Below are 25947 nucleotides of genomic sequence, written 5' to 3'. Positions count from 1 at the left end.
TCGCGGACCGGACGGCGGTTCGCACCCCCGTCGGACGGAACGGAGACGGAACTGCAACCGGGCCCGGACGGGCGTGGGGCCGGTGTGGCCGATGATGGGGAACGGAATCGGGCGCGGCCGCGTCCAGACAGGGGACGAACGGTTCCGGGTGCCCTGAACCTCCGTCATGGTCGAGTTCCGGCACGAGTGGAGGATGATGGTCATGAACGTACGTCCGAGTCGGCGCGGGGTTCTCTCCGGGGTCGCCGCGACGGCCCTCGCCGCCGTCCTGCCCACCGGCGGAACGGCCTCCGCCCAGGGCGCGTCCGGCGAGCAGATCGCCGGCCGGCTGCGTGCGCTCGAACAGGAGCACTCCGCGCGACTGGGGGTCTTCGCGCGGGACACCGGTACCGGCCGGACCGTGCTGTACCGGGCGGACGAACTGTTCCCGATGTGCTCGACCTTCAAGACGATCGCCGTCTCGGCGGTGTTGCGGGACCTGGACCGCGACGGCGAGTTCCTCGCCCGGCGGATCCGGTACACGGAGCAGGACGTCGAGAAGTCCGGCTACGCGCCGATCACCGGCCTGCCGGGCAACCTGGCCGGCGGCATGACGGTCGCGGACCTGTGCGCCGCCGCGATCGAGTACAGCGACAACACCGCCGCGAACCTCCTGCTGACCGAGCTCGGCGGCCCCGGCGCGGTGACCCGCTTCTGCCGCTCCATCGGCGACGGGGTGACCCGGCTCGACCGCTGGGAGCCGGCCCTCAACTCGGCGGAACCGGGGCGGGTGACCGACACGTCGAGCCCGCGTGCCCTCGGCCGGACGTACGCCCGGCTCGCCCTCGGGGACGCCCTCGAACCGCAGGACCGGGAGCGGTTGACCGGGTGGCTGCTGGGCAACACGACCAGCGGCCGGCGCTTCCGCGCGGGGCTGCCCGAGGGCTGGACCGTCGCGGACAAGACCGGCACCGGCGGCTACGGCACCACCAACGACGTGGGCATCACCTGGCCGCCCGGACGCGGACCGATCGTGCTGGCGGTCCTGGCCACCAAGCGCGACGCCGCCGCGCCGGCCGCCGAGAAGCTGGTCGCCGACACCGCGGCGCTGCTGGCGGCCGCCCTGGCCTGACGCACGCCGCCCAGCCGGAGACGCACTGGTCGCGGCGCCCGCAGGCGTCCGCGTACGGACAGCTGCCGGTGGTGGCTGCGCGCGGGGCGCAGCCACCACCGGGTTCACCCGGTGGGGTGATCTTCGCCGTCCGGACTAGGCCGAAAGAGTGATCATTCGTCCAGGTGTCCCCGCAGGTCAGCGCACCGGCATCGACATGTAGACCGCGCGCCGCCCGTAGCACGAGGGGACCGCCACGTCCCGGTGCGCCCGGTAGCCGAGCAGCCGCAGCAGGATGTCCGCCCCGCGCACCGCGACCATCGAGATCCGCTCGTAGCCCAGCTCCTCCGCCCGCTCCCGGAAGTGCCGGATGAACCCCAGCGCGACCTCCCGGCCGCGCAGGTCCTCGGCGATCACCAGGTCGTGCACGTGCAGGTTGTCCGACGCGAACACCGCCTCCTCCGGCCGGTCGAGGTCCGGGCAGCGCAGCGGCGGGTACGGCAGGCTCAGCAGGTAGCCGCGGACCGTGCCGCCCTGCTCCAGCACGAAGCAGGTCCGCGGCGAGGCGAGGGCGCGGGACTGCAGCGCCTCCCGGCCCTCCGACAGGCCGTCGGCCGCGTAGGCGTCGTGCTCCAGCGCGACCACGGCGTCCCAGTCGCCGTCGGCCAGGAGCCGGATCCGGAGGTCCTCGCTCACCCGGCCGGAACCTCCGAGGCGGCGCCGAGCCCCTCCGCGCGGGAGGCGGCCACCAGCGCCGCCCAGGCCTCCATCAGCACCGCCCAGCGCTCGGCGTCCTCCTGCGCCTCGTCCAGGAGCTGCTGCCGCTTCCCGGCCACCACGTCCGCGAGCTCGGCGTACTTGCCGCCCAGCTTGCGGTAGGAGCGGTCCACGACGTCCAGGCAGTGCTCGTTCCCGGCCCGGTCCCAGTCGACGCTGCCCCGCACCAGGTCGAGGATCGGCTCGACCTTCAGCCCGTGCCGCTCGTCCAGCAGTCCGCGGCCGAGGTCGATCATCCCGCCGTAGACCGGGTACAGGTACAGCATCGAGAGCAGGAACTTGACGAACCGCAGCTGGTAGGAGATGAAGCCGGCGCCGGTGCGGCGCTCGGGCGTGTAGTAGTTGACGATGTGGCGGTTGTGGACGACGCCGGGCAGCCGGGAGTGGACCATGGCGTGCAGCAGGGCGTAGTCGCAGCCGATGGTCTCGATCGAGGGCAGCAGCGGCAGCACCTCGTAGGCCCGGTGGTCCAGGGCGATGTTGCACATGTAGACGTCCCAGATGTCGGGCACGCCGAGGACGGATTCGTCGGTGCTGAACGGCTCGGTGCCGGTGCCCTTGAAGGAGACGTCCACCATCGCGTCCCGATCCTCCTCCGACCAGACCGGCGGGGTCCACAGGCGGACCAGGTCGCGGTAGACGGCCGGGTCCAGCTCGTGGATCTCGCCGATGTCCACGTTGAGTTCGCCGATGAAGGAGCCGCTGACCAGCATCACCGGCTTGTCCGCGTCGGCCGGGTCGAGCTCGGAGCGGGACACGCCGGCCACCGCCTCGCCGGCCGGTCGGCCGATCGAGAGCAGCTCGTGGTGGATCGGGAAGACCTTCCGGCCGTCGACGACCTGGAAGTCGGCGTCGTCGTTGCGCAGGTGCGCCGAGGTGCAGCCCAGGGCGGCCGCGCCCAGGAAGAGCCGGTTGACGCAGGAACCGTACGCGACGGCCGGCGGGAGCATCATGTCGAGCAGCAGTTCGGGGTCGGCGGCGCCGGAGCGCTCGGCCACCCGGCGCAGGAACTCCCGCTGCTGCGCGTTGCCGAGGTGGTGGACGGCCACGCCGGGGGTGGGCTCCAGCGCGGCCACGGCGCCCGCGTTCTCCGCGAACCCGACGGCGTCGGTGGTGTCGAGGATGAGGAGGTGCACCTCGACGTCGAAGTTCGCGACGGCGTAGGCCGCCTCCTCGGCGAGTTCCGCGATGGTGTCGGGGCAGGGTCGCATGGTGGGCAGGGCGAGGCAGACTCTTTGCATGGCGGTGGAATCTCCGTCGGGGCGTCAGAATCACTGTGGTGATGACGGTATGAGTGCTGTGAGCGCACCACCGTGGACTAGACCAGTTCCGAAGTCAACGATTGACAGGGCGGCTTCGGCGGGATGGAATGCGCCCCGCCCGACGGCTTTCCGGAGCCTCTCGGGCTTCCTTCAGGGCACGGCGGAGCACGGGTCCGGCGGCGCGCGGAGCGGGCGCCCGTTTCGTACGCGAGGACGAATACCCATCACTGGTCCGAACGGCCGTACGGGTGTGGGTGGTTCATTGCCGTGTATTGCGCCGTTCGGGTCATGCCGGAGGACGGACCTGCCGATACCCGCAATGACGTCCGTACGCCTGTCCGGAGGAGAGCGCATGCCCGACCTGTGGCTGCCCGGTGCCGAGATCCACGACCTCGGCGACCACGCGCCGACCGATCAGCAGTACCCGCCGAAGGCCATCGCCCACATCACCTGGGACCGCAACGCCACCGCCGCCGCGCCGCAGGACTGGTGCTCGTTCGAGGACCTGGTCGGCTACTTCACCGGCAGCGGCGCCGGCGACGCGCCGCACCTGGTCTGGGACCCGTTCAGCGGCCGTGCGGCGCAGCTGTTCCCGGCCGACTCCCGCTCGAAGAGCCTGCTCAGCCCGACGGCGAGCCCGACCCGCACCAACCGGGCCGGCCGGGTGGTCATCCAGATCGAGGCGGTGTTCTTCCCGTACTGCCGCTACCAGGGCACCGTCTACCCGCGGTTGGTCGACACCCCCTGCGCCGGCTGGGACCGGATCCACGCCTGGATCGCCTCCTGGGGCGTGCCGGACGTGTGGCCGATGGGCCGGCCCGTCGACTTCTCCTCCCACCGCGACGAGCAGGTCTGGGAGGCCTCCGGCGGCTGGTTCGCGCACGCCCACGTGCCGTTCAACGACCACACCGATCCCGGCTCCTGGCCCGACTTCACGGCCGGGCCGGGCGCCCCGACCCCCCCGCCCTCGCAGGAGTCGACCCCGGCCCGGTACCAGACGAGCATCAACGGCCTCCCGTACGGCTACGGAGCCCAGGGCTACCAGGTCACCACGGTCGGCCGGGCGCTCGTCGCGCAGGGCTTCGGCGCCCACTACCGGTCCGGCCCCGGGCCGACCTGGACCGACGCGGACACCGAGAACTACGCGGACTACCAGCGGAGTCTGGGCTACTCCGGCCAGGCGGCGGACGGCGTGCCGGGCGAGGGCTCGCTGCGGCGGCTGCTCGGCTACCTGCCCGGGCCCCGGTCGGTGTCACTGGCGCACGTCGTGGCGGCCGCCGGGAGCGACCCCGGGGCCGAGCAGGGGCACCGGACGTACGGTGCCGAGGTGGCGATCGTCGAGCAGGCGCTGGCGGACGAGGGGCTGCTCGAACAGCGGTGGGTGGACGGCTCGTTCGGCAGCCTGACGGTCACCGCCTACGCGGGCTGGCAGCGCCGCTGCGGGTACGCCGGCGCCGCCGCGGACGGCATCCCGGGGCGGGACTCGCTGCAGCGCCTGGGCGCGGCGCGGGACTTCGCGGTCACGGACTGACCGGTCGTGACGGACCGGCCGGGTGCGATGGGCCGGCCGGTGGTGACGGACTGGTCGGTGGTGACTGGCCGACCGGTCGGTGGTGACGGGCCGGCCGGGGGCGGGGGTTCCGGGCCTCCGGGGGCAGGATTCACCGCGGCGGCGGGTACGTCCGGGGGAGGCCTGCGGTGCCCCGGGCGCGAAGGTGCGTACTCGCCTCGGAGTAGTCGAGGTTACTTCCGTCGGCAGACGCCCGATGACGGTCGGCCGGGGCAGTCTGGGCGCGTCCTCGTGGCCCCGACTCGAAGGAGGTACCCGTGCGCTCGTCCACCCGCGCGGCGACGGCGCCGAGCCCCGCCGCCCGACGGAGCGCGGCCGGCCGCCGGTTGTCGCCGTCGGCGCGCAAGCGCCTGGTCGTCCTGCACATCACCGTCTCGGTGAGCTGGTTGGCGTTGATGCTCTGCCTGCTCACCCTGGCGGTGACGGCGCTGACCACCGACGACGCCGACCGGCTGAGAACGGCCTACCGGGCGATGGGCATGCTCGGCGACACGCTGATCCTGCCGCTCAGCCTGCTCACCTTCCTGAGCGGGGTGGCGCTGGGGCTCGGCACGTCCTGGGGCCTGTTCCGGTACTACTGGGTGAGCACCAAGTTCTGGCTGACCCTCGCGGCGATGGCGGCCTCGGTCGTCGCCCTCACCGACCGGCTGCACGACGCCGTGCGGGTGGTGGCCGCGCACCCGACCGGGCCGATCACGGCGGCGGACCTCGGGTTCGTCCGCTACAACACGGTGATCGTCCCGTCCGTCGCGCTGGCGCTCTACCTGTTCAACGTCGTCCTGTCCGTGTTCAAGCCCTGGGGCCGGCGGCCGGAGGGTGCTCGGCGCCGCCGAATACCCGGGGCGGCCCCCTGACCGGCCCGGGCTGGGGGAATGCCCGCCTCGGCGGCGGGTGTTGTCCACCGACGTGACCAGCGCGACGCCCACGACCAGGCTCTCCGTCCTCGACCGCTCCCGGACCAGACGGGGTGAGGAGCCGGCACAGGCGCTGCGGGACACGGTGGCCTTCGCCCGCGAGGCCGAGCGGCTCGGGTACCACCGCTTCTGGGTCTCGGAGCACCACGGCGTGCCCGGGGTGGCGGGATCGGCGCCGACCGTGCTCGCCGCGGCGGTGGCGGCGGCCACCACACGGATCCGGGTCGGCACGGGCGGGGTGATGCTGCCCAACCACCAGCCCCTCGTGGTGGCCGAGCAGTTCGGGGTGCTCGCCTCGCTCTTCCCCGGCCGGATCGACATGGGGATCGGCCGCTCGGTCGGCTTCACCGACGGCGTCCGGCGGGCGCTGGGCCGGGAGAAGGACGCCGCGGACGACTTCGGCGCCCAGCTGGCGGAGCTGCTCGGTTACTTCGACGGCTCGCAACAGGCCCATCGCGGCGTCCACGCCCGGCCGTCCGAGGGCCTGCGGGTGCCGGCCTTCGTGCTGGCCACCGGCACGGGCGCCGACCTGGCCGCCGACGCCGGACTGCCGCTGGTCATCGCCGCGGCCCGGGGCGAGGAGCGGATGCTCGCGGCGATCGACCGCTACCGCGCCCGGTTCCGCCCCTCGGCGCAGGCCGCCGAGCCGTACGTGGTCGTCTCGGGCACGGTCGCGGTGGCGGAGAGCGCCGACCGGGCGCGGGACCTGCTCGTCCCGGAGGCCTGGTCCGGCGCGTACTCCCGCACCCACGGCGAGTTCCCGCCGCTGGCCCCCGCCGCCGAGATCCGGGCCCGGTCGATGAGCCCGCGCGAGCTCGCCGCGTACGAGCAGTCGCTGAAGGGCCACATCGCGGGCACCCCGGAGGAGGCCGTCGCCGAACTCGCCGCCTTGGTGGCGCGCAGCGGCGCGGACGAGTTCCTGATCACCACCAGCACATACGACCGCGCCGCGCTGCTCGACTCCTACCGGCTGCTCGCCGAGGCGGTCGGCCAGGCCTGAGCGGGCCCGGCCGCGTACCCGGCCGAACGGCCGCACACCCAGGATCAGGACACTGAGGACGAGGACACCCGGGCCCGGCGCACCCGGGCCCGGCACGCCTCTGGCTCAGCCCGCGTCGACCTCCGTCGTCCCGAGCCGCGCGTACACCTCCGGCCGCCGCGCCCGAAGCCGCAGCGCGATGCCGACGCCCGCCAGGAACACCACCGGCACGATCGCCACCAGCGGCCAGTTGACCTCCGGCCCGGCTGCGGTGAACAGGTCGAGCCGCCACACCACCAGCGCCGTCGCGCCGCACAGCAGAACGGTGGCGGCGACGGGCGCGACGACCGTCCGGAACACCCCGGCGCTCTCGGCCGCCGCCCGGTTGCGGCGGAAGAACGCGAACACGGCCAGCCCGGCCAGCGCCTGCAGCACGAGGATGCCGACCACACCGGGGGAGTTCACCCAGAGGAAGAACTGGTTGTACGGGTCGGCCCCGATCAGCGCCGCCACCACGACGGCCACCGCCGCCAGCACCGACTGCGCGATGCCGCCGATCCACGGCGAGCCGTGCCGCGGGTGGATCCGCCCGAGCGCGGCCGGGGCAGCCTGCTCGGTGGCGAGGGCGTAGCCGTAGCGGGTGATGGTGTTGTGGAAGGCGAGCAGCGCCGCGAGCAGGCTGGTCACGATCAGCACCCGCTGGACGTCGGTGGCCCAGGCGCCGACGTAGTCGGTCATCGCGGTGAAGAACATCCCGGCCGGGTCGGCGGTGGCGGTCGCGACGGCCTCGGTGGCGCCGAAGGCCTGCACGATCATCCAGGTGATGAAGGTGTAGAAGAGGCCGAGGAAGGCGATCGCCGCGTAGGTGGCGCGCGGTACGGTCCGGTGCGGCTCGCGGGCCTCCTCGCGGTAGATGGCGGTGGCCTCGAAGCCGATGAACGCGGCGAAGGAGAGCCCGAGCACCCCGCCCATGCCCCCGGAGAACACGTTGTGCGGCGCGAACGAGGACAGGCTCAGCCCGTGTGCGCCGCCACGCACCAGCACCGCCACGGCGAGCACGAGCAGGATGCCGGTCTCGGCGATCAGCAGCGCGCCGAGCACCTTGGCGCCGAGGTTGATCGAGCGGTAGCCGAGGAACCAGACCGCCGCGACGCCGAGCAGCGCCCACACCGGCCAGGGCACGTCCAGGCCGAGCAGGTCGGTGGCGGTGGTGTGGGCGAAGAACCCGAAGGCGCCGTACATGCCGATCTGGATGGCGTTGTACGAGAGCACCGCGAGCAGCGCCGCGCCGAGCCCGGCCGCCCGGCCGAGGCCGCGGGTGACGTAGGCGTAGAACGCGCCGGCGTTGCGGATGTGCGCGGTCATGGCGGTGAAGCCGACCGCGAACAGCGCCAGGATGACGCCGGTGGCCAGGTAGGCGACGGGCGTGCCGATGCCGCCGAAGGCGATCGCGAACGGCGCCACGCCGGCCATCACGGTCAGCGGCGCGGCGGCGGCCACGACGAAGAAGACGATGTCGCCGGTGCCGAGCACACCGCGGTCCAGGCCGGCGGACGTGGCAGGCGCGGCAGGCGCGGCGGACGTGCCGGGTTCGGTGCGGCCGACAGCCCGGCCGGGGCCGGTGCCGGTGGAGCGGGGTGCGGTGGGGGAGGCCGCGTCGGAGGGCAGGGTCATGGGGGAGCTCTCCTGGGGTCGTACGGACGAGGGTAGGGCGGTCGGCCGCCGATCGGGCGCCGATCGTCGACGAGGAGCGGCCGCCGTGGGGGACGGCCCGATCCTGGACGGGCGGTCGCGCAGGGGTCAGTGCGTGCGACGGCCGCCGAGCCAGGTGCCGGCCACCGCGACCGAGGCCAGCTCACCGGCTGGCACCGCGTAGGGGTCGGCCGCCAGGTGCACCAGGTCGGCCCGCATGCCGGGCCGGAGCACGCCCCACTCCGCCTCCTCGAAGGCCTGGTGCGCGACGCCCGCCGAGTACGCGGCGAGCGCTGCGGTGAGCCCGATCCGCTCCTCGGGCAGCCAGCCGCCGTCCGGCAGGCCGTCCGGGGTCTGCCGGGTGACGGCGGTGGCGAGGCCGGCCAGCGGCTCGTGCCGGGTGACCGGCCAGTCGCTGCCGAAGGAGATCCGGGTGCCGTTCCGCAGCAGGGCGGCGATCTGGTACTGCCGGGCGCCGCGTTCGGGGCCCAGCCGGGGGAGGGTGAGTTCGGTCATCAGCGGGTCGGTCTGGGCCCACAGCGGTTCGAGGTTGGCGATCACGCCGAGTTCGGCGAAGCGCGGCAGGTCGGCCGGGTCGACGAGCTGGACGTGGGCGATCACCGGGCGGCGGGCGCGCGGACCGTTGCGGCGGGCGGCGGCCTCGACCGCGTCCAGGGCGATCCGCACGCCGTGGTCGCCGATGGCGTGGATGTGCGGCTGGAAGCCGAGCGCGTCGACGGCGGTGACGGCGTCCGCCAGCTCTGCGCCGGTCCAGTTGGCGACGCCGTGGGAGTGCGGGCAATCGCTGTAGGGCTCCAGCAGGGCGGCCGTCCCGGACTCGACGACGCCGTCGGCGAAGAACTTGACCGCCCGTGCGGTGAGCCGGCCGCGCCCGTGGGTCTCGACCCGGTCCCGGTCGGCGGCCAGGGCGGGGAGCCGCTCCCGCCAGCCCTCCGGTTCGAGCAGCAGCGCGAGCCCGGCCCGGACCGGGAGGTCGCCCTCGGCGACGGCGGCGAGCCAGGTGTCGACCTGGGCGGGCTCGACCCAGGCGTCCTGGAGCCAGGTGAGCCCGGCGGCGGCGAGCACGGCGGTGGTCTCGCGCAGGGCGGCGACCTGTTCGGCCGGCGGGGGCGGCGGGACGAGTGCGAGGACGGGGTTGAGGGCGCCGAACTCGCGCAGGGTGCCGAGCGGGCTGCCGTCCGGCCGCCGGACGATCTCGCCGCCCACCGGGTCGGGTGTGTCGGCCCCGTACCCGGCGCGGCGCAGCGCCTCGCTGTTGGCCCAGCCGGTGTGGTGGTCCATGGTGCGCAGCAGGACGGGCCGGTCGGGGACGGCGGCGTCGAGCAGCCGGGCGTCGAACAGGCCGCCCTCGGCGAGCCACGGGTTGACCGCGTCGCCGGTGATCCACTCGGCCTCGGGGTGCCGGTCGGCCCAGCGGCGGACGGCCTCGACGACCTGCTCCAGGCTGGTGCAGTCGCGCACCGGTACGCCGCGCAGGCCGATGGCGCCGAGCAGTGGGTGGAGGTGGCCGTCGCCGAAGGAGGGCAGCAGGGCGCCGCCGGCGAGGTCGACGGTCTCGGTGCGGCCGTCGCGCAGGGCGAGTGCGGCGTCGCCGAGGGCGGTGATCCGCCCGGCGGTGACGGCGAGGGCGTGGCTGCGGGGGTGGGCGGGGTCTCCGGTGTGGATCCGGCCGCCGGTGAAGATCGTGTCGGCGCGCATGGGGGTGCGTCCTCTCCGGGTCGTGGCAGATGACGTGGCCTGTCCGCCTAAACCGAATGGGGTTCGGTTACCGTAGGCGCGGCACCGGCGAGTGCGGAAGAGTTTTATTGAAAGCCATTCAGTAACGCTTGGATAACGATGATCTTGAGGGCTCCCGAGGGCGCTCCGCCGAACGCTCCCCGGCTCCCTCGACACCCCCTCCCGGAAGACGAGGAACGGGCATGGCCAGGCCGCGCACACCCCTGCTGGACCGGCAGCGCATCGTCGACACCGCGCTGCGACTGGTTGACGAGGCGGGCGACCTCACCATCCCCGGCCTCGCCGGCGCCCTCAAGGTCAGCCCCTCCGCGCTCTACCACCACGTCGCCGGCCGGGCCGAGATCGTCGCCCTGATGCGTGCCGAACTGGTCCGCACGATCGGCGAGCAGTCGATGTGGGACCAGCCCTGGGACGCGGCGCTGCGCACCTGGGCGCACGCCTACCGGGACGCCTTCGCCGAACACCCCGGCATCGTCCGCCTGCTCGCCACCGCCCCGCTCGCCGAACCGTTCATGCACCAGCTGTACGAGCGCGCCGTCGCCACCCTGGAGGGCGCGGGCTTCGCCGCCCGGGACGTGATGGGCGTGATCACCGCCCTGGAGAGCTTCATCCTCGGCTCCGCCCTCGACCTGGTCGCCCCGGACGTCATGGTCGACGCCGTCGACCGCGATGCCACCCCGCGCCTGGCAGGCGCCCTCGACGCCGTCCCCGCCGGCCGCGAACGCGCCGACCAGGCCTTCGAACTGGGCCTCACCGCCCTGATCGCTGGCTATCGGGCCCTGCTGCCCTGACCGCCCGCCGGGGCCGAGCCGTCGTCCGTTCCCGTCCCCCAGTCGATTTCTGAGCAGGTGTGATGACCTGCTAATGTTCTTCTTGTCGAGAGGAAATGATCTCTCGAACAGGCGTCAGCGGTGCTACCAGAGCACGTCCTACTTTCAGTAGGAAGAGTCCGTGCGATCCGGGCCTGGCGCTCTACTCGAAGGGGCTCGTTCCGTCCAACGGAACGGGCCCCTTCGTCGTGTCCGGGCACAGGGCGTCGGTTCGCGTCTTCGGTCCTCCTATCGCATTTCCTTGGTCGAAACCCTGCCGTGCGGCCGGTTATCGGCCAAGGTCCCGTGCCAGGTGGTCGATGGGCGCCGGTCCGTGGCGTCGTCGGGCCAGCGGGTTCGCCCGTTGCCGGGGGCTGGCGTGCCGTCACACCTTGGCTGGAAGCAGTCGCCACCGATGTGAATATGCCATTGGAATGTTCGTCATACGGAATCCGGCAGTAGCCTTCCGTGTCGAACCCGCCACTGCTGGTGGCGGTCCGGCCGTGCCGTGCTGTGCCCGGCTGCCCAGACCCCTGCGAAGGAGCCGGTGTGCCGGGTATCGACGAATGCCTCGCCGGAGCGATGTCGATCGCCGGGGCGCGCTCCGCGAGCCTGGTCGACTGGGGCAGCGGACTCGCGCTCGGCAGCCTCGGCGAGTGCCCGACCGGCGACCACGAGACCGCGGCCGCCGAGACAACCGACTTGGTACGGGCGGCCGTTGAGAGCCAGACCTTCACCGGGGCGGAGGACCGGCGCTCGCCGCTGCAGGACGTCATCGTCACCGCCGGCCGCAGCTACCACCTCATCTTCTTCATCGACACCGTCTTCGACAGCCGCCTGATCCTCCACCTCTGGCTCGACCGCGCACAGGGCAACCTCGCCGCCGCCCGCTACCGACTCCAGGCGCTCGCCGAGGAACTGGTGCTCGGGTGAGCGGGACGCCCGCGCCCGCCGTCGGGTTTCGGCCAGCGCACCGGACGGACCGCCCCCGCCGCCCGCGCACCACCGGGCGGTGGTCCGCGTGACCGCCGCGCCCGCCGCCGTCCTTCCTTCCGTTCCGCCGCAGACTCCCGGCGAGGCACTCGGCCTGCTCGCCGCCCGCCGCGCCACCGGCGCCCTGCGCGGCCCGCTCGGCAGCCTGTACCTCGTCGACGGCCGGGTGGCCCACGCCGACTCCCCGCGCGCGCCCGGCCTGGCCGACCTGCTCACCGGCTGCGGCCGGATCACCCCCGAGGACTGGGCGGAGCTGCTCCGCGTCCACGGCCCGCGCGCCAGGGTCGCCGAGGCGCTGGTCGAACGGCGGTTGCTCACCCGGGGCGAACTCGAACTCGGCCACCTGGGCACGCTCTTCGACGCCGCGTTCTTCGTCCTCGCCGACCGGGCCGGCGGGCTCTGGCGGTTCGAACCCGAGGCCCGGCACTGGCTGGGGCCGGTGCGCGCGGTCGACGCCGAGCGGCTGCGCCGCGAGGTCGGGCGCCGAGGCCGACTGCTGGAACGGATCTGGCCCTGGCCGCAGCTCGACACCGCGCCGGTCCGCCCGGCCGCGCCGAGCGCGCCGCCGTCGCACCGTACGGCGGGCCGCCGCCGGCGCGAACTCCTGGACCACGCCGACGGCCGAAGAACCCCGGCGGACCTGGCCCGGCTGCTCGGCCGGTCCGGCTTCGGCGTGACGGCGGACATTCGCCGCCTGGCCGCCGCCGGACTGCTCGACGCTCCGCGGCACGCCGCACCGGGGACCGCGGAGCGGCGTGCCGCGGAGGTGCCGTCCGCCGCGCCGCCCGCCGAGCCACCGGAGGTGCCGTCCGCCGCGTCACCGGCCGTGCCGCCCGCCGCGGCACCCGAGGCGCCGGCACCCGTCCGCCCGGCCGGCGGTCTGCACCGCCGCGTCCCCGGCGCCACCCTCCCCGGCGCCACCCGCACCGGCCCTGCGGCGCCCGGGAGCACAGCACCCGGCCCCGCGGCCCCCGCCCGCTCCGATCGCCCGCCCGCCGCAGCGGCCCACCCGCTGGCCGTCCCCGACCCGGACATCGCGCTGCTGACCCGGGTCCGAACCCTTCTGGAGGCCCGACTTTGAACCACTCTCCGCCCGCGACCCCGTCGCCCCGGCCATGAGGCGGGCGCTCAAGCAGCGTGTCGGAAGGAGACAACTGATCGCCTTGGAGACCGAGCTGCTCGCCGAACTCCGCGCCGTCAAGCACCGCGTCCCACACCTCGCGGGCGGCCTGGTGGCCAGCGTGGACGGCCTGCTGGTCGCACACGACACCCACGGGGCGGAGCCCTCCGGCCTGGCCGCGATGACCGCCGCCTCGCTGTCGCTGGCCCAGCGGCTCGCCGACACCACCGGCCAGGGCGACTTCCGTGAGTCGCTGGTGCGCGGCGAGCACGGCTACGTCGCCACCTACGCGGCCGGCGGCAGCTGCGTGCTGACCCTGCTGGCCCACCCGGACGTCAACGTCGGCCGGCTGCACCTGGAGGCCCGCCGCTCGGCCCAGCGCATCGCCGGACTGCTCAACGACAGCCTCCTGCCCAAGGACCCGCGCGACCCCGCCTGACCGACCGACCAGACCTCTCGCGACAACACCCACCACCCAACCACCGAACGGGAGTTACCCAGATGACCGACGCAGCCGGCGCGCTCAAGCAGGCCATGACCGTCATCGAGGGCGCCATCGGCGCGGCACTCGTGGACTACAACAGCGGCATGGCGCTCGCCACCCTCGACGGCCCCGGCGGGCTGGACCTCAACGTGGCCGCCGCCGGGAACACCGACGTGGTCCGCGCCAAGATGCGCACCATGGACATGCTCGGCCTCCAGGACGGGATCGAGGACATCCTCATCACCCTGAGCAGCCAGTACCACCTGATACGGCCGCTCACCGGCCGCACCGGCAAGGGCCTCTTCCTCTACCTGGCGCTGGACAAGGCGCGGGCCAACCTCGCGATGGCCCGCCACCAGCTCACCAGGATCGAGGCCGACCTGGAGGTCTGACCGAACGACGGGACGGTGCCCGGCGGCTCAGACCCCGCCGGGCACCGTCCACCTGACCTCGCCGCCCGGTAGCCCCGCGCAGACCGCCCCCTCGGCGGTCACCACGCTCCACGGCGCGAGCTGCGCGTGCGGCGGGACGGACAGCGCGCCGCCCTCCGCGAAACCCAGCTCCAGACCGCCGGCCGGCGTGATCTCGGCCAGGTCGACGGTCCGGCCGACCAGCGCGAGCAGGGTGCCGGTCGGCCGGAAGGTCAGCGCCGGAAAGAAGTGCGCCACCTCCGCCGGGGCGGCGAAGGACGGCGCCGCGAGGCGGAACTCGTGCGCCACCCGGACGCTCACCGACCCGTCGAAGGTGAGGTCCAGTCGGCCGCCGCCGCTGACCGACGCCACCCGGCGGCCGGTCAGCACCTCCGTGATCCCGTTCTGCATGCCCCCAGTGTGGCCCACCCGACCGGAGCCTGTCCGCCCCGCCGGGCCCACCCCCGTACCAGCCCCCGTACCAACCCCTGCACCGAACCCCGTACCGACCTCCGCGCCGACGCGCCCTACCCGACGGCGAGCCCGCGTACCAGCTCGACCGGCCCGCCCGCCCGCTCCCGGGCGGCCAGCGCGGCGGCCGTCCGGGCCCAGGACGGGCCGGTCAGCAGCGCCCGGGCCTCGGCCGGGTCGCAGAGCCGCCACTCCACCAGCTCCTCCTCCGGGAGCGCGATCGAGCCGAGCATCCGTTCCGTCACCGTGCCCCCGTCGAACACGGACACCAGCACGGCGGTGTCCCGCCCGGTCGCCGGGTCGGCCTCCGGATCGGCCGCCGCCCCGGGCTGCCAGTCCAGCGCCAGCAGCCGCCCCGGCTCGGCCTCCCAGCCCAGTTCCTCGCGGATCTCGCGCCGGACGGCCGCCCGGGGCAGCTCCCGGTCCGCCTCGATCCCGCCGCCCGGCAGGGTCCAGTACGGCACCCGGCCGCGCGGCCCGTCCCACGGCCGCAGCCGGACCAGCAGCACCCGCCCGGAGCCGTCGGTGAACAGCGCCCGCGCCTTGGCCCGGATCCGCGGGCGGGTGGCGATGTAGGTGTCCCGGTCCATCGGCGGCTCCGAAGCCGGGCCCGGGGACTGCCCGGGCCCCTGTCCACCGGGCCCGCCGCCCAACGAGGGCACCCCAGCCGGCCCGGTGTACGCGGGCGGCGGTTCCACCGCCGGGAGATGGTCGAGGGTATGGCCCACCGGCCGGCTGTCCTCCAGTTCCAGCGGGCCGGCCGACCGCGGCGCCCGCAGACAGGCCGTGACCCGCCGGGACAGCCGGGGCGGCAGCGCGTGGCCCGCCTGCTCCGGGGTCAGCCAGGCCCAGCCGCCGACCTCCGCCGCGTCCGGCCGGAACGCCGCCGCCTGCTCGGAGGTGAGCGGCTGCGCCCAGTACAGGTAGGCGGCGATCGGCGGCCGGAAGTCATCGAGCGTCCAGTCGACGCAGGCCAGCGGGCCCAGCCGGGGCGTGAACCCCAGCTCCTCCTCCACCTCGCGCACCGCGGTCTCCCGCGGCGAGCGGTCCTGCGGCTCCCACCCGCCGCCCGGGATCGCCACCGGATGCTTCCGGTCGTACGGCAGCCGCACCACCAGGACCCGCCCCCGCTCGTCCGGGAACAGCACCCCCGCCGCCGCCAGCAACTCCCGCCCGGCCTCGCGTGACGCCCCCATTGCTGCTCCCTCCGTCAGGCCCGACCTGAAGGCCGTGCCCTCCCGACGACATCCCCCGCCGCCCTCATGGTTCCCACCGCACACCTCATCCGATCAAGCCGCGCGCCTAAGACCCCTCACCCCAGCGCCGCGAGCGCCTGCGCCGCGGCGCGTGCCATCTGCTCGTCGTGCCGCCCGGCCGACCCGCGCAGCCGGGCGAGGCCCTCCGCCGCCGCCAGCGCGAGCAGCCCGGGCAGCAGGTCGGTGCTGCGGGCGGCCACCCAGCGGGTGCCCCGGGTGGCCATCCACCACAGGTCGGCGGCCCGGCCGGGCGGCGGCTCGGCCGGGGCGATGGTGGGCGGCGGGCCGAGCGGGTGCCCGGCGGAGGCGAGCAGCTCGTGGAAGCCGCGGGCGATCAGGTGGTGGCCCTCGGCGCTGGGGTGCAGCCGGTCCACGCTGAGCAGGCGCCGCTGTGCGCACCAGGGGAGGTCGGCGATGTGCAGGTGCACCGCCCGGTGGCGGGAGGTGAGGGCGTGCACCACGGTGTTGACGGCCTGCATCCGCCGCGCCAGCGGGCGGGCCAGTGGGGCGGGCAGGCGGAGCAGGGTGCCCGGATCGGGCAGGCAGGCGGTCAGCAGGACGGCGCCGTGGCCGGAGAGTTCACCCATGGTGGCGTCCAACTCCAGGGTGGTGCGCCGGATGTCGAAGCCCGCCCGCAGGGTGTCGTTGCCGCCGACCACCACGGCCGCGAACTGCGGTCCGAGTGTCAACGCGGCCGGGAGTTGACGTTCCGCCAAGTCAACCGTCAGGGCGCCGCTGCAGGCCAGGTTGGTGAACTCGACGGCGCCGCCCGCAGGGGTCAGCGACCGGGCCAGGACGGCGGCCCAGCCGCGCCACCCCTCGCCGACCGGGTCCCCGACCCCTTCCGTCAACGAGTCCCCGAGCGCGACGAACCGCACCGGTCCGCCGGTGGCCGACCGGCCGTCCGCCGACCGGTCACGCCCGGTGCCGAGCATGCTCATCCCAATCCTCCTCCACCGCACCGGAGTTCCGTACGCCGTGAGCCGCCAGGAACGCCGCCACCGCGGCCGGCCAGCCGAACCGCTCGGCCTGCGCCCGGGCACCGGCCCGCCGGGCCTGCTCCGGGCGCGCCAGCAACTCCCGGACCGCCGCCGCGAATCCGTCCCCGGTGTCGGCGGCGGCCACCCCGGCCAGTCCGATCAGCCCGGGGAGGGCGGAGGAGCGGCTGACGGCCACCGGCGTCCCGCAGGCCAGCGCCTCCATCGCGGCGAGCCCGAAGGTCTCCACCGGCCCGGGCGCGAGCACCACGTCCGCGCAGCCCAGCAGCCGGGCCAGCGACTCCCGTCGGCCCAGGTGCCCGAGGAAGCGCACCGGCAGCCGCAGCCGCTCCGCCCGGGCCGCCAGCCGGTCCCGCAGCGGCCCGGTGCCGGCCACCACCAGGACGGCCGGCAGCCGCCGGGCCCGCAGCGCGGCCAGTGCCTCGATCGCCCGCTCGGGCCGCTTCTCGGCCGAGAGCCGGGAGCAGAGCACCAGCAGCGGTTCCCCCGGTGCGGCGTACCGCGCGCGCTCCCGCTCCTGCGTCGCCGGGGGCAACGGGCGCATCGCGTCCAGGTCCACGCCGAGCGGGGCCCGGGCCAGGTTGGGCACGCCGATCCGCCGGAACTCCGTCGCCGCCCAGTCGGTGGTGCACAGCACCGAGTCGTACGCGCGCGCCGTGGCCGCGTTGAGCCGGTCGGCGGCCGCGTCGGCGACCGGACGGGGCAGGCCCCGGGTGCGCAGGATCCCGGCGGCGCTCTCGTGCGACACCATCACCGAGCGGACCCCGTGCCGCCGGGCCCAGCCGCCGGTCCAGCGCAGCGTGGTGCGGTCGGACACCTCCAGCCGGTCGGGCTTCAGCCGGGTGAGTTCGGCGGCCACCGCCCGCCGGTCGGTGAGCATCCGGTAGCCGCCGCTGGCGGGCAGCAGCGGCCCGGGCAGGGTGATCACCAGGCCCTGCTCGCCCTCCTCCGCGCGGCGCCGCTCCCCGGGCACGATCAGCACCGGCCGGTGCCCGGCGGCCAGGTAGCCGGCGCCGAGGTGCCGCAGCGCGGTGCGCAGGCCGCCGGAGACCGGGGTGACGAAGTTCGCGAGCCGCACGATGGTCAGCGGCTCGCGGTCGGCCGTGTCGGTCATGCCGGCAGCTCCTCCCCGATGGCGGCGGGCCCGGCGACGACCGGCTCGGCGACGACCGGCTCGACCGTCGCCGGGGGAGCGGCCGGGGAAGCAGCCGGGGGAGCGGCCGGGGAAGCAGCTGGGGGAGTGGCCGGGGGAGCGGCGGGCACCGGCACCCCCTGGTGCTCGGCCAGCACCTCCGCGTAGTGCCGCAGCAGCAGGTCGCCGACCGCCTCCCAGGTGCGCGCCGTCACCTCCGCCCGTCCGGCGCGCCCGTACGCGGCCCGCCGCGTGGGGTCGGCGGCCAGTTCCGCCACCGCCCGGGCCACCGCGGCGCCGTCCCGGGGCGGCACCAGCAGGCCGGTCCGGTGGTGTGCGACCAGGTCCAGCGGCCCGCCGGCGGCCGGGCCGATCACCGGCACGCCGCTCGCCATCGCCTCCTGGATGGTCTGGCAGAAGGTCTCCAGCGGGCCGGTGTGCACGAACACGTCGAGGGTCGCGAAGCAGCGGGCCAGCTCCTCGCCGGTCCGGCGGCCGAGGAAGACCGCGCCGGGCATCGAAGCCCTCAGCCCGGGCCCGGACGGGCCGTCCCCGATCACCACCACCCGTACCCCGGGCAGCGCCGACGCGGCGGCCAGCAGGTCGACCCGCTTCTCGGGGGCCAGCCGCCCGACGTATCCGAGCAGCACCTCCCCGCCCGGGGCGAGCGCCCGATGCAGCGCCTCGTCGCGGTGCCGGGGGTGGAACCGCACCGAGTCCACCCCGCGCGGCCACAGCTGCACCCGGGGCACCCCGTGCGCGGTGAGGTCCTGCGCGGCCGGGGTGGACGGCGCCAGCGTCCGGGCGGCCGCCCGGTGCACGGCCCGGATCCGCCGCCAGGCGGCCGCCTCCCCGAGGCCCCGCCCGGCCCGGTAGGCGTGGGCGTACCCGGCGAGGTCGGTCTGGTAGACGGCCACGGCGGGCACACCGAGTCGCGCCGCGACCTGCATCCCGCGCGCTCCGAGTACGAACGGGCTGGCCAGGTGCACGAGGTCGGGCCGGTGCCCGGCGACGACGGCGGCCAGCTGCCGGCTCGGCAACGCGATCCGCACCTGCGGGTAGCCCGGCAGCGGCACCGACGGGATTCGCACCACCGGCAGCTCCACCGCCTCGGCGCCGAAGGTGTGCGGCGGGCACTCGGCGCCCCGCGCCGGCGCGGGGGTGACGACGAGGGGCTGGTGGCCCCGGCGGACCAGATGCTCGGCCGTCCGCAGCACGCTGTGGGCGACTCCGTTGACCTCGGGCGGAAAGGATTCGGTGACGATGACGACGCGCATGCCAGTGTTCTGTCCGCGCCCGGCGTGCACCCGGCCAAAGGGATCTGTCGTACAAGCGAACGCGGGTCGGCGATTTGCACCACCGACCCGCGTTCGCGTCGCGCCGCCTCAGTGCGAGCCGGCCGCCTCCTTGAGCTCCGCGTACGGCGCGAGCTTGCGGAGCGACTCGATGCTCTTGAGGCAGTCGTCCCTGCTCTCCTGCGGGTCGCCGGTCACCACGATCGTCCCGTTGCTCGCCTTGAGCCGGAACCGGTGCATCCCGCTCTCGTCCTTGTACAGCTCGAACTTGCCAGCCATGCCAGTAACAGCCTTTCGCTCGATGGCCCCCTCGCACCGCACCGTAAGGTCAAATCCTTTGGATCGCCCGCTAGTTGACCCAGTCGGGTGGCGACCATTCGAGTCGCGGAGTCGAGTGCTGCTTGGCCGCCATGAGGGAGCGTGATCCCGACCTGGGCCGCAGTCGTTCCGGCAGCCCCGCGACAGTCTCGGACATCCTCGATGCCGTCTCGCTGGACGGATCCGGCGCCTGGATTTCGCCCGAATGGCCGACGAGGGCTGGTGTGCGGGCGGCTGGGCGTGGTGGCCCGGGAGTTCCCCTTGCGGCAGCCTCGTTTCACCGGCGGACCGGGGTGGTGCCGTTCATGCCGAAGCGAGCGGAGCACTGCTCGCCGGATCGGTTGTTGGCGTTCCAGACGCAGATCCACATCGTGTAGCCGATGTCCGGGACGAAGCTCGTCTTCGCGGCGCCCCAGGAGGCGCGGAAGGTGTAGGTGATGCCGTCGCTGCGGGCGAGCTCGGCGACGCAGCTTTGGTTCAGGGAGGTGTTGAGCACGCCCGCGAGCGAGCCGGAGCCGTTGTCGTCCAGCCAGGCCGAGCAGGCGGCGTCGTTGCCGAACCAACTGGTGTCCGCCTCGGAGCCCTTGACCTGTGTCGGGTCGTCGCTGCCGTTGATGCCGCTGATCGATGACGAGGTAGGGCTGGGGGCGGCCGCTGAGGGTGCGGCGGGGGCAGTGCTCGGTGGGGTAGCCGGTGGGGTGGCCGGTGGGGTGGTCGGGGGCAGGGTAGCGGGTTTGGCGGTGGAGAAGGACGAGGGCCGCAGGCTCGGGGAGGGTGTCCGCGTGGTGCCGGCCGGGGCGGTTGAAGGCGGGGGAGAGGGTTCGGCGGTGGCGGAGATCGAGGCGCTCGGGCTCGCGGAGGGCCCGTGCGTCGTCCCGGCCACGGGTTCGACGGTGACCGGCGCGCCGCTGGACCCTCGCGCGTTGTGGTTCTGCGGGGAGGTGGTCGGGCTGAGGACGAACACCGCGACCGCGCCGAGGGCGGTCGCCGCGGCGATCGGTAACAGCAACAGGTGCTTGCGCGGGCGGTGAGGTGATGCGAGGGGTGCGGTCCCGACCTCGGGCTTCGGGTCCGTGCTCGATTCCGGTGGCGGGACGGTCTCCAGCTTGCCGACCGGCGTTTCGGCGAAGGCACGTCGCGAGTCGATGCGTGACATGACCTCGGGCGGCCAGGACGGGGGAGGGGCGAGCCGGTGCGTGTGGGTCGCCAGGACGATCTCGTGGGCGGTGGGGCGTGCTCCGGGGTCGGTGGCGAGACAGGGCTCGAGGAGGGCGGCGAGGTCGGCGTCCACGGCGCGCAGCGGCTCCACGTCGGGGACGGCGCCGGGCGTGCGACCCGAGGCGGCGTAGAGCAGGAGCGCCGCGAGCGAGTAGACGTCCGCGGGCGCTGCCACGTCCTCGTCCCCGGCCTGCTGTTCCGGTGCCGAGAAGCCCTGCGTTCCGTAGCCGTCACCGCTCCTGGTGAGCCTCGCCTGGTCCGCGGCGCGCGCGATGCCGAAGTCGATCAGCTTCACGCCGTCGCGCACCAGCATGACGTTGGCGGGCTTGATGTCGCGGTGCGCGATCTCGGACGCGTGTACGGCCCGCAGATGAGCGGCTGTCTCGGCCAGCAGCAGCCACAGCGCCTCGGCGGGCAGCGGGCCGTGCAGCCGGACCGCGTCGTCCACCGTGAGCCCGGGGACGTACTCGGTGGCGAACCATGGGCGTTCCGGAGTGGCGTCGCTCGCCAGCACCCGCGGTCCGACTCCGAACGGCACACGGTAGAGGATGCCGACCTCTCGTTCGAAGCGCTCACTGGAGACCAGCCGCGGCCGGACGAGCTTGACAGCGGCGTAGCCCCTGTCCGAGACCCCGAGGTAGACCTCGCCCATGCCGCCGGTGCCGAGCAGGCCGACGATGCTGAAGCTGCCGATCTCCTGCGGATCGCCCGGACCGAGTGGTTCGGCGACCATGCTGTCGATCGCAGCAGCTCGCCGGCTGATCGTGCTCACGGCGGGCAGGCTATCGAGCAAGCCCACTCAGGGCAAACAGAGTTGGCGGTTCCGCAAGCTCGGCACACCGCATGCCCGCAGGAGGACTGGTCCTCTCGGTGCGCTCGTACACTGGCGCGAGCCGAGGCGGAGGTATGTGAGATGGCGTACGGAAACTTCCCACCCCAGATGCTGCCGCCGGGCAGTCCTTCCGACAGGGTGCCCTCGGCGCCACCCGGGACGATCTTCGTGCTCGGCCCGGAGGGTGGGTACGCCGTGCCGCCGCGCCGGTACACCTTGCTGTTCGGGCGCGACCGCGAGGACGTGCACGTACCGGTCGGTGTCGACGACCCGACCGTCAGCCGTCGGCACGGCGTCTTCACCTGCGCCGGCACGGACGGCGACTGGTGGCTGGTCAACACCGGCAATCTGCCGATCGAGTTGCCCGACGGCGTGCTGATGCTCACCGGCCACAAGCGGATCATGGGGCCCGGGTACACCCCGCTGGTGATCAACTCGTCCAAGCGGCGGTCCCACCTGGTGGAGGTCCGCGTCGTGGACGGGGATGACCTGCACCCTCGTTCCACGAGCAGCGCCGAGACCGCGGCTCCCGAGACGGTCTACGTGCTTTCCCTGCAGGAGCGGCTGGTGCTCACCGCGCTCGCCCGGCGCTACCTGGAGGGCCAGGACGCCTTCCCGCTCCCGTCGGCCTGGGAGGAGACCGCGCGGCTGGTCAACGCCTCGCCCCACGTGACCAAGTTCTGGACCCACAAGTCGGTCGCCAACACGGTCGAGGACGTGCGCGAACGGCTGCGCCGGCGGGGTGTGCGCGGACTGACGCGCGACGAGGTCGGCGAGCCGGTCGGCTCGACGCTCAGCGTCAACCTGATCAGGGAACTGCTGAAGACGGCGACGCTGAACGCCCAGGACCTGGAGTTGCTGGCCGATCGGGGCTGACGCGTTTCTCAGTCCTCCGCCTCGGGCGCGGCTTCGGCGTTGTGGTTGTAGGTGACGTGCATGGTGCCGTGTTCCACGGCGAAGACGGCTGCCTGGTCCTCGGCCGAGTTCTGCTGGCGCCGTTGGGGCTGCGGCTGCTCGGGGTGATGCGTGGTCGTGTTCGTCACGTGGTTGCTGTCGCCCACGATGAAGGTGCCGGAGACGTCTCCGGCGTGGATGGTGCCGGGGGTGGATTCCGTAGGCATGGTCGGCCTTTCCTGGTCAGTCTTGTGGCGGATTACCAGGCGGTGCAGTGGATCACCAGACTCTGCCAGGCCGAGTTGTATGCCGAAGCCTGGCTGGCCGTGTTGTAGCCGGTACTGGGATTGTTCCGAAGCGAGCGGAACTGGCTCTCGTCCTGCTGGAGAGCGGTCAGAATGCCCTTGAGGTTGGAGACCACGGATCCGTCCCGCGCTTGCGAGATGGCTCCCCGCAACGTGGACTCGCTGGCGCGCAGGTCTTTGAGGATGATGTCGATACGGGATTTCATCGTGCTGTCGTCGGGCACGGTGGAGGTCCGTCGTGAGTTGTACGCGGCTACGGCGTTGTTGTACGAGCCGAAGGCGCTGTGAACGGCGGCCAGGTCGGCGTTGTACTGCTGGGTCTCTTTTCCCAATTCCGGTACCACCGTTGCGCACACGGGATCGACGGGGTCCGGCGTGACGACCGGAGACGGGGCCGCCGGGGCGGGAGTGTAGACCGGCGGGGCGGGGGTGTAGACCTTCGGAGACGGGGCGGGCGGGGCGGGAGTGTAGACCGGCGGGGCGGGGGTGTAGACCTTCGGAGGCGGGGCCGGCGTAGCCCGGTCCGATTGGTTCTGGGTGTAGACCATGGCGCCCACGCCGAGTACGGCTGCGGCACCGACCGCGCAGGCGACGGCGAGGGCTGCTCCGCCCTTGGCGGCCGCTGCGCCGGCGGTGGTGACCGCCGCGTGGCCCGTGCTGGACGTGGTGGTGGCGCTCACGGCGTGCGTCGGCTGGGCGGCGGAGTGGTGCGCTCCCGAGAGGTCGATTCGCTGCGGCGCCGCCTGCGAGGGGGAGTGTGCGCCGGCCACATGGACTCCGGCCGGGGGCTGTTGGGCGGACTGGGACAGGTCGATCACCTGCGGTGTACCCGGCGGGTGCACGGGCGCCGGAGCGCCGGAGGCGGGGACGGGGTGGGTGACGGCCGGTGGTTGGACGACCGGGTGGGTCACGGCCGGTGGCTGGACGACCGGGTGGGTCACGGCCGGTGGCTGGACGACCGGGTGGGTCACGGCCGGTGGCTGGACGACCGGGTGGGTGACCGTCGGCGGGCTGACCGCCGGGTGCGTGATCAGCGGGGACTGGCCGATGGCATGTGCCGTGGTGGCCGGATCGATCGGCGGTACGGCGGTGATCGCCGTCGTGGCGGCCTGGTGGGCCACCGAGTGCGCTTGCAGAGCGGCGAGTTCCTGCCAGAGCACTCCCGCCTCCAGCACCAGGGCCGTCGTCAGCGCCGCCCGGCCGATCGCCTTGCGGCGGGTGCGCGCCTCCCCCAGGAAGAACTCCTCGCCCGCGCGGTCTCCCGCGCTCTTCGCGGCGGCCCAGCCGGCTCCGAGGAGGCTGCCCCACGCGTCGAACTGCCGGGAGAGCGCCAGTTTCGGCGAGGCGGCACGGGCCAACTCCACGCCGAGCTGCGCCTGTCCGCTCCGCTCCGCTCCCAGCACCGCGACGTCGAGGGCCTGGAAGTGGGCCGCGACCTCGTCCGGGGTGGTCTCCCGCGACTCGACCCACGCGGTGAGCGCCCGGCAGAGCGGCGCGGCGGGGAACTGCGTCATCCGGCTCTTGAGCACGCACTCGGCGACGTCCGGCGGACACCCGTAGCCGGTTTCCGAGGCGACCAGCAGGCCGTGCCGCACCAGGCCGTCGGCGAGCGCATCGGAGTCCGTGCGGCCGAGCAGGGTGTTGAGCTGCCGTCCAGCCAACTCGGCGCCCGACAGCGAGCCGAGCAGGTACAGCAGGTCGCGCTCCTCCGGCCGGAGCCTGTTGAGCAGCGCGGGAAGCAGCGCGGGGAGATCGGAGATGCCCGGCAGGCCCTTGCCGGTCGCGGCCGACAGGGCGATGCGCCGCAGTCGGAGCGGATTGCCGTGCAGGGCGTCGCACAGCGCCGTCACGGTCCGCGCTTCGTCGGGCTGCAGCGCGCGGGCCAGGACCGTCTGCACCAGGACCACCCCTGCCGGGGCCGTCAGTCCGTCGAGTCGGATCGTGTGGACGCCGGCGACCGACGACCGGCGCTGCGAGGTGAAGACGAACGTGGAGTGCTCGGCCAGGTCGAAGAGCCGGTGCAGGTCCTTCTCGTCGAGTCCCGCGTCGTCCAGGTAGATCCGCAGCCGCAGGGTCTTCAGGTGCTCCTTCAGCACCTCCAGCGACGGCTTGTAGTTCGGCGCGTCGAAGCTGATGTCGAAGATCGCCTGCGCGAGGTCGTCGGCCGTCCGTCCGCCGGCCTCGATGTAGGCCGCGCCCTCGGGCCCGCGCGGCAAGGTACGGGCGAGGTGGCGCAGCAGCGCACTCTTGCCGACCCCGGAGGTGCCCCAGATCTGCACCAACTGGCGTGCCCCGACGGCCTGTTGCAGTTCCCGGAGCTCCCGCTCCCGGCCGATCAGCGGATCGGCGGCGGAACGCGGCAGGTGGGAGATCGGCTGACGCTTGACCGGGTTCGGCGGAGGCCCCGCGTTCACGGTGATGGCCGAACCGTGTCCGGTGGTGATGTTCAGGTTGGTCACGGTGTTCCGGTTGCCGACGATCATCGTTCCGGACACGTCGCCCGCCCGGATTCGCGCGGAACCGTCCGGAGCACCGTTGTTCTCTGGCATCTGTTTCTCCGGTCCTCTCCAACGCTCGGGTCCCGGCACTCGGTCATGCTGGCGCCGACCCGTCGTCCGAACCCGGCGCTTTTACCTGTTTGGTGAGATCGCCCGTGAACCGGCCGGTTCGGCCGCGGCGGCGATCCGGGCGAGGTGGTCCAGGTCGAGGATCGTGATCCTGCGGTAGCCCGTGACGACCGCGCCCGACTCCCGCAAGGCCCGCAGGGCCTTGTGGATCGACGACTCCGCGGCGCCGACCAGCGTGGCCATCTCCGGCTGCGACAGCGGGAGATGGGCTTCGGTGCGGCCGGGGCGCCCGTAGGTGACGGCAAGGTGGTGCAGGATCCTGGCCAGCCGCCCGAGCACGTCGCAACCGGTGAAGTCGACGATCCGGCCGGTCGCCGTGCGCAGCTTGGCCACCACGCTCGCGTTGAGTGCGAGCCCGATGGCGGGGTGCTGCTTCGTGCACGCCAGCAGTTCGGAGGGCAGGATGTAGCGGGCCAGCACCCGGCCGCAGGCGGTCACGGTGCCGATGCGCGGCTGGCCGTCGATCCCGGCGAGCTCCCCGACGAGGTCCCCGGCCATCCGCACGGCCAGCAGCGCCTCCCGACCGTCCTGTGCGTGCGCGGTGACCTTCACCGTGCCGCCGATCAGGAGCAGCGCGAAATCCGAGGTGTCGGCCTCGCGGATGGTGATCTGACCGGCCGGGTAGACCACGCCGTGGCCGAGCCCCAGCAGGACTCGGCGATCGGCCTCGCCGACCCGGCCGAGCAGCCCGGTCGGCGGCCAGTAGGCCCCGGCCCCGCGCATCCGTGTGTTGCTCATCGGTC

24 protein-coding genes are annotated in these 25947 nt (G+C 74.0%); 10 read left to right on the top strand and 14 right to left on the bottom strand.

Going from position 1 to position 25947, the window contains the following annotated elements; all coding sequences use genetic code 11:
* Positions 1–193 precede the first annotated feature (193 nt).
* The gene (gene bla, locus ACIO5E_RS34015; RefSeq protein WP_400675475.1) at positions 194–1111 is read left to right on the top strand and encodes a class A beta-lactamase; all 918 of its coding nucleotides are present in this window, start codon (positions 194–196) and stop codon (positions 1109–1111) included.
* A 177-nt stretch (positions 1112–1288) separates the two neighbouring features.
* On the opposite strand, the gene ACIO5E_RS34010 is transcribed toward bla, so the two are convergent.
* Together ACIO5E_RS34010 and ACIO5E_RS34005 are read right to left on the bottom strand one after the other, a co-directional pair.
* Positions 1289–1786, bottom strand: coding sequence for a GNAT family N-acetyltransferase (locus tag ACIO5E_RS34010; protein WP_400675473.1), 498 nt, complete (start codon positions 1784–1786; stop codon positions 1289–1291).
* Positions 1783–3108: a DUF6271 family protein gene (locus ACIO5E_RS34005; protein WP_400675471.1), complete on the bottom strand. Its 1326-nt coding sequence runs from the start codon at positions 3106–3108 to the stop codon at positions 1783–1785. Before ACIO5E_RS34005 ends, ACIO5E_RS34010 begins: the two co-directional genes overlap by 4 nt.
* Before the next feature lie 373 nt (positions 3109–3481).
* Between ACIO5E_RS34005 and ACIO5E_RS34000 the strand changes: the two genes are divergently transcribed.
* The 3 genes from ACIO5E_RS34000 (at position 3482) to ACIO5E_RS33990 (ending at position 6613) form a co-directional block, all read left to right on the top strand.
* Entirely contained in the window at positions 3482–4660 is a 1179-nt protein-coding gene (locus ACIO5E_RS34000; RefSeq protein ID WP_400675469.1) for a peptidoglycan-binding protein, read from the top strand.
* 296 nt (positions 4661–4956) lie between these two features.
* Complete coding sequence (locus ACIO5E_RS33995) at positions 4957–5553, top strand: DUF2269 domain-containing protein (protein ID WP_400675467.1); 597 nt, start codon at positions 4957–4959, stop codon at positions 5551–5553.
* 52 nt (positions 5554–5605) lie between these two features.
* Positions 5606–6613, top strand: a complete 1008-nt coding sequence (locus ACIO5E_RS33990) for an LLM class flavin-dependent oxidoreductase (RefSeq protein WP_400675465.1) — start codon at positions 5606–5608, stop codon at positions 6611–6613.
* Between the two features lie 105 nt (positions 6614–6718).
* Here the strand turns inward: ACIO5E_RS33990 and ACIO5E_RS33985 are convergent, their stop codons facing one another.
* Entirely contained in the window at positions 6719–8266 is a 1548-nt protein-coding gene (locus ACIO5E_RS33985) for an APC family permease (protein WP_400675463.1), read from the bottom strand.
* Positions 8267–8392: 126 nt separating this feature from the next.
* Entirely contained in the window at positions 8393–10003 is a 1611-nt protein-coding gene (locus ACIO5E_RS33980) for an amidohydrolase (protein ID WP_400675461.1), read from the bottom strand.
* Between the two features lie 221 nt (positions 10004–10224).
* Here ACIO5E_RS33980 and ACIO5E_RS33975 point away from each other — a divergent pair, with 221 nt between their 5' ends.
* From ACIO5E_RS33975 to ACIO5E_RS33955, 5 genes are all read left to right on the top strand, one after another.
* Positions 10225–10833, top strand: a complete 609-nt coding sequence (locus ACIO5E_RS33975) for a TetR/AcrR family transcriptional regulator C-terminal domain-containing protein (protein ID WP_400675459.1) — start codon at positions 10225–10227, stop codon at positions 10831–10833.
* Between the two features lie 567 nt (positions 10834–11400).
* Positions 11401–11784, top strand: a complete 384-nt coding sequence (locus ACIO5E_RS33970) for a hypothetical protein (RefSeq protein WP_400675457.1) — start codon at positions 11401–11403, stop codon at positions 11782–11784.
* 88 nt (positions 11785–11872) lie between these two features.
* Positions 11873–12925 (top strand): transcriptional regulator, encoded by a 1053-nt coding sequence (locus ACIO5E_RS33965; protein ID WP_400675455.1) that lies wholly within the window; start codon positions 11873–11875, stop codon positions 12923–12925.
* An 82-nt stretch (positions 12926–13007) separates the two neighbouring features.
* Entirely contained in the window at positions 13008–13403 is a 396-nt protein-coding gene (locus tag ACIO5E_RS33960) for a roadblock/LC7 domain-containing protein (RefSeq protein ID WP_348534194.1), read from the top strand.
* Positions 13404–13465: 62 nt separating this feature from the next.
* Positions 13466–13840, top strand: a complete 375-nt coding sequence (locus ACIO5E_RS33955; protein ID WP_400675453.1) for a hypothetical protein — start codon at positions 13466–13468, stop codon at positions 13838–13840.
* A gap of 27 nt (positions 13841–13867) precedes the next feature.
* Here ACIO5E_RS33955 and ACIO5E_RS33950 read toward each other — a convergent pair whose 3' ends face one another.
* The 7 genes from ACIO5E_RS33950 to ACIO5E_RS33920 all read right to left on the bottom strand — a co-directional run bounded on the left by ACIO5E_RS33950 (position 13868) and on the right by ACIO5E_RS33920 (position 21318).
* On the bottom strand, positions 13868–14269 hold the full coding sequence (locus ACIO5E_RS33950) for a DUF6188 family protein (RefSeq protein ID WP_400675451.1): 402 nt from the start codon (positions 14267–14269) through the stop codon (positions 13868–13870).
* Positions 14270–14385: 116 nt separating this feature from the next.
* Positions 14386–15525: an NUDIX domain-containing protein gene (locus ACIO5E_RS33945; RefSeq protein WP_400675449.1), complete on the bottom strand. Its 1140-nt coding sequence runs from the start codon at positions 15523–15525 to the stop codon at positions 14386–14388.
* A gap of 116 nt (positions 15526–15641) precedes the next feature.
* The gene (locus tag ACIO5E_RS33940; protein ID WP_400675655.1) at positions 15642–16520 is read right to left on the bottom strand and encodes an SGNH/GDSL hydrolase family protein; all 879 of its coding nucleotides are present in this window, start codon (positions 16518–16520) and stop codon (positions 15642–15644) included.
* Positions 16501–17697, bottom strand: coding sequence for a glycosyltransferase (locus ACIO5E_RS33935; protein WP_400675447.1), 1197 nt, complete (start codon positions 17695–17697; stop codon positions 16501–16503). The genes ACIO5E_RS33940 and ACIO5E_RS33935 overlap by 20 nt, the downstream gene beginning before the upstream one ends.
* Positions 17694–18992 carry a glycosyltransferase family 4 protein gene (locus tag ACIO5E_RS33930; RefSeq protein ID WP_400675445.1) on the bottom strand — a complete coding sequence of 433 codons (1299 nt, stop codon included), beginning with the start codon at positions 18990–18992 and terminating at the stop codon, positions 17694–17696. Before ACIO5E_RS33930 ends, ACIO5E_RS33935 begins: the two co-directional genes overlap by 4 nt.
* Positions 18993–19100: 108 nt before the next feature.
* A complete protein-coding gene (locus tag ACIO5E_RS33925; protein ID WP_280685625.1) occupies positions 19101–19289 on the bottom strand; it encodes a DUF1508 domain-containing protein in 189 nt (62 codons plus the stop codon).
* 316 nt (positions 19290–19605) lie between these two features.
* The gene (locus tag ACIO5E_RS33920) at positions 19606–21318 is read right to left on the bottom strand and encodes a serine/threonine-protein kinase (protein ID WP_400675442.1); all 1713 of its coding nucleotides are present in this window, start codon (positions 21316–21318) and stop codon (positions 19606–19608) included.
* A gap of 141 nt (positions 21319–21459) precedes the next feature.
* Here ACIO5E_RS33920 and ACIO5E_RS33915 point away from each other — a divergent pair, with 141 nt between their 5' ends.
* Complete coding sequence (locus ACIO5E_RS33915) at positions 21460–22254, top strand: FHA domain-containing protein (RefSeq protein ID WP_400675440.1); 795 nt, start codon at positions 21460–21462, stop codon at positions 22252–22254.
* Positions 22255–22262: 8 nt separating this feature from the next.
* Here the strand turns inward: ACIO5E_RS33915 and ACIO5E_RS33910 are convergent, their stop codons facing one another.
* The 3 genes from ACIO5E_RS33910 to ACIO5E_RS33900 all read right to left on the bottom strand — a co-directional run bounded on the left by ACIO5E_RS33910 (position 22263) and on the right by ACIO5E_RS33900 (position 25942).
* Positions 22263–22499, bottom strand: coding sequence for a hypothetical protein (locus ACIO5E_RS33910; protein ID WP_400675438.1), 237 nt, complete (start codon positions 22497–22499; stop codon positions 22263–22265).
* A 32-nt stretch (positions 22500–22531) separates the two neighbouring features.
* The gene (locus ACIO5E_RS33905; protein ID WP_400675436.1) at positions 22532–25126 is read right to left on the bottom strand and encodes a hypothetical protein; all 2595 of its coding nucleotides are present in this window, start codon (positions 25124–25126) and stop codon (positions 22532–22534) included.
* 81 nt (positions 25127–25207) lie between these two features.
* Positions 25208–25942, bottom strand: coding sequence for a Crp/Fnr family transcriptional regulator (locus ACIO5E_RS33900; protein WP_400675434.1), 735 nt, complete (start codon positions 25940–25942; stop codon positions 25208–25210).
* Positions 25943–25947: the final 5 nt, after the last annotated feature.

This window comes from Kitasatospora sp. NPDC087314 (assembly GCF_044744365.1).
GTDB lineage: Bacteria > Actinomycetota > Actinomycetes > Streptomycetales > Streptomycetaceae > Kitasatospora.
Note: the sequence above shows the minus strand (reverse complement) of the source record. Positions and strands in the feature narration are given on the sequence as shown.

Bases quoted from the DNA above. Each gene is read 5' to 3' on its own strand.
- ACIO5E_RS33935 (WP_400675447.1), bottom strand. From the start codon at position 17,697: ATGACCGACACGGCCGACCGCGAGCCGCTGACCATCGTGCGGCTCGCG.
- ACIO5E_RS33945 (WP_400675449.1), bottom strand. From the start codon at position 15,525: ATGGGGGCGTCACGCGAGGCCGGGCGGGAGTTGCTGGCGGCGGCGGGG.
- ACIO5E_RS34005 (WP_400675471.1), bottom strand. From the start codon at position 3,108: ATGCAAAGAGTCTGCCTCGCCCTGCCCACCATGCGACCCTGCCCCGAC.
- ACIO5E_RS33905 (WP_400675436.1), bottom strand. From the start codon at position 25,126: ATGCCAGAGAACAACGGTGCTCCGGACGGTTCCGCGCGAATCCGGGCG.
- ACIO5E_RS33910 (WP_400675438.1), bottom strand. From the start codon at position 22,499: ATGCCTACGGAATCCACCCCCGGCACCATCCACGCCGGAGACGTCTCC.
- ACIO5E_RS33950 (WP_400675451.1), bottom strand. From the start codon at position 14,269: ATGCAGAACGGGATCACGGAGGTGCTGACCGGCCGCCGGGTGGCGTCG.
- ACIO5E_RS34000 (WP_400675469.1), top strand. From the start codon at position 3,482: ATGCCCGACCTGTGGCTGCCCGGTGCCGAGATCCACGACCTCGGCGAC.
- ACIO5E_RS33925 (WP_280685625.1), bottom strand. From the start codon at position 19,289: ATGGCTGGCAAGTTCGAGCTGTACAAGGACGAGAGCGGGATGCACCGG.
- ACIO5E_RS33975 (WP_400675459.1), top strand. From the start codon at position 10,225: ATGGCCAGGCCGCGCACACCCCTGCTGGACCGGCAGCGCATCGTCGAC.
- ACIO5E_RS33980 (WP_400675461.1), bottom strand. From the start codon at position 10,003: ATGCGCGCCGACACGATCTTCACCGGCGGCCGGATCCACACCGGAGAC.
- ACIO5E_RS33955 (WP_400675453.1), top strand. From the start codon at position 13,466: ATGACCGACGCAGCCGGCGCGCTCAAGCAGGCCATGACCGTCATCGAG.
- ACIO5E_RS33900 (WP_400675434.1), bottom strand. From the start codon at position 25,942: ATGAGCAACACACGGATGCGCGGGGCCGGGGCCTACTGGCCGCCGACC.
- bla (WP_400675475.1), top strand. From the start codon at position 194: ATGATGGTCATGAACGTACGTCCGAGTCGGCGCGGGGTTCTCTCCGGG.
- ACIO5E_RS33940 (WP_400675655.1), bottom strand. From the start codon at position 16,520: ATGCTCGGCACCGGGCGTGACCGGTCGGCGGACGGCCGGTCGGCCACC.
- ACIO5E_RS33930 (WP_400675445.1), bottom strand. From the start codon at position 18,992: ATGCGCGTCGTCATCGTCACCGAATCCTTTCCGCCCGAGGTCAACGGA.
- ACIO5E_RS33915 (WP_400675440.1), top strand. From the start codon at position 21,460: ATGGCGTACGGAAACTTCCCACCCCAGATGCTGCCGCCGGGCAGTCCT.
- ACIO5E_RS33985 (WP_400675463.1), bottom strand. From the start codon at position 8,266: ATGACCCTGCCCTCCGACGCGGCCTCCCCCACCGCACCCCGCTCCACC.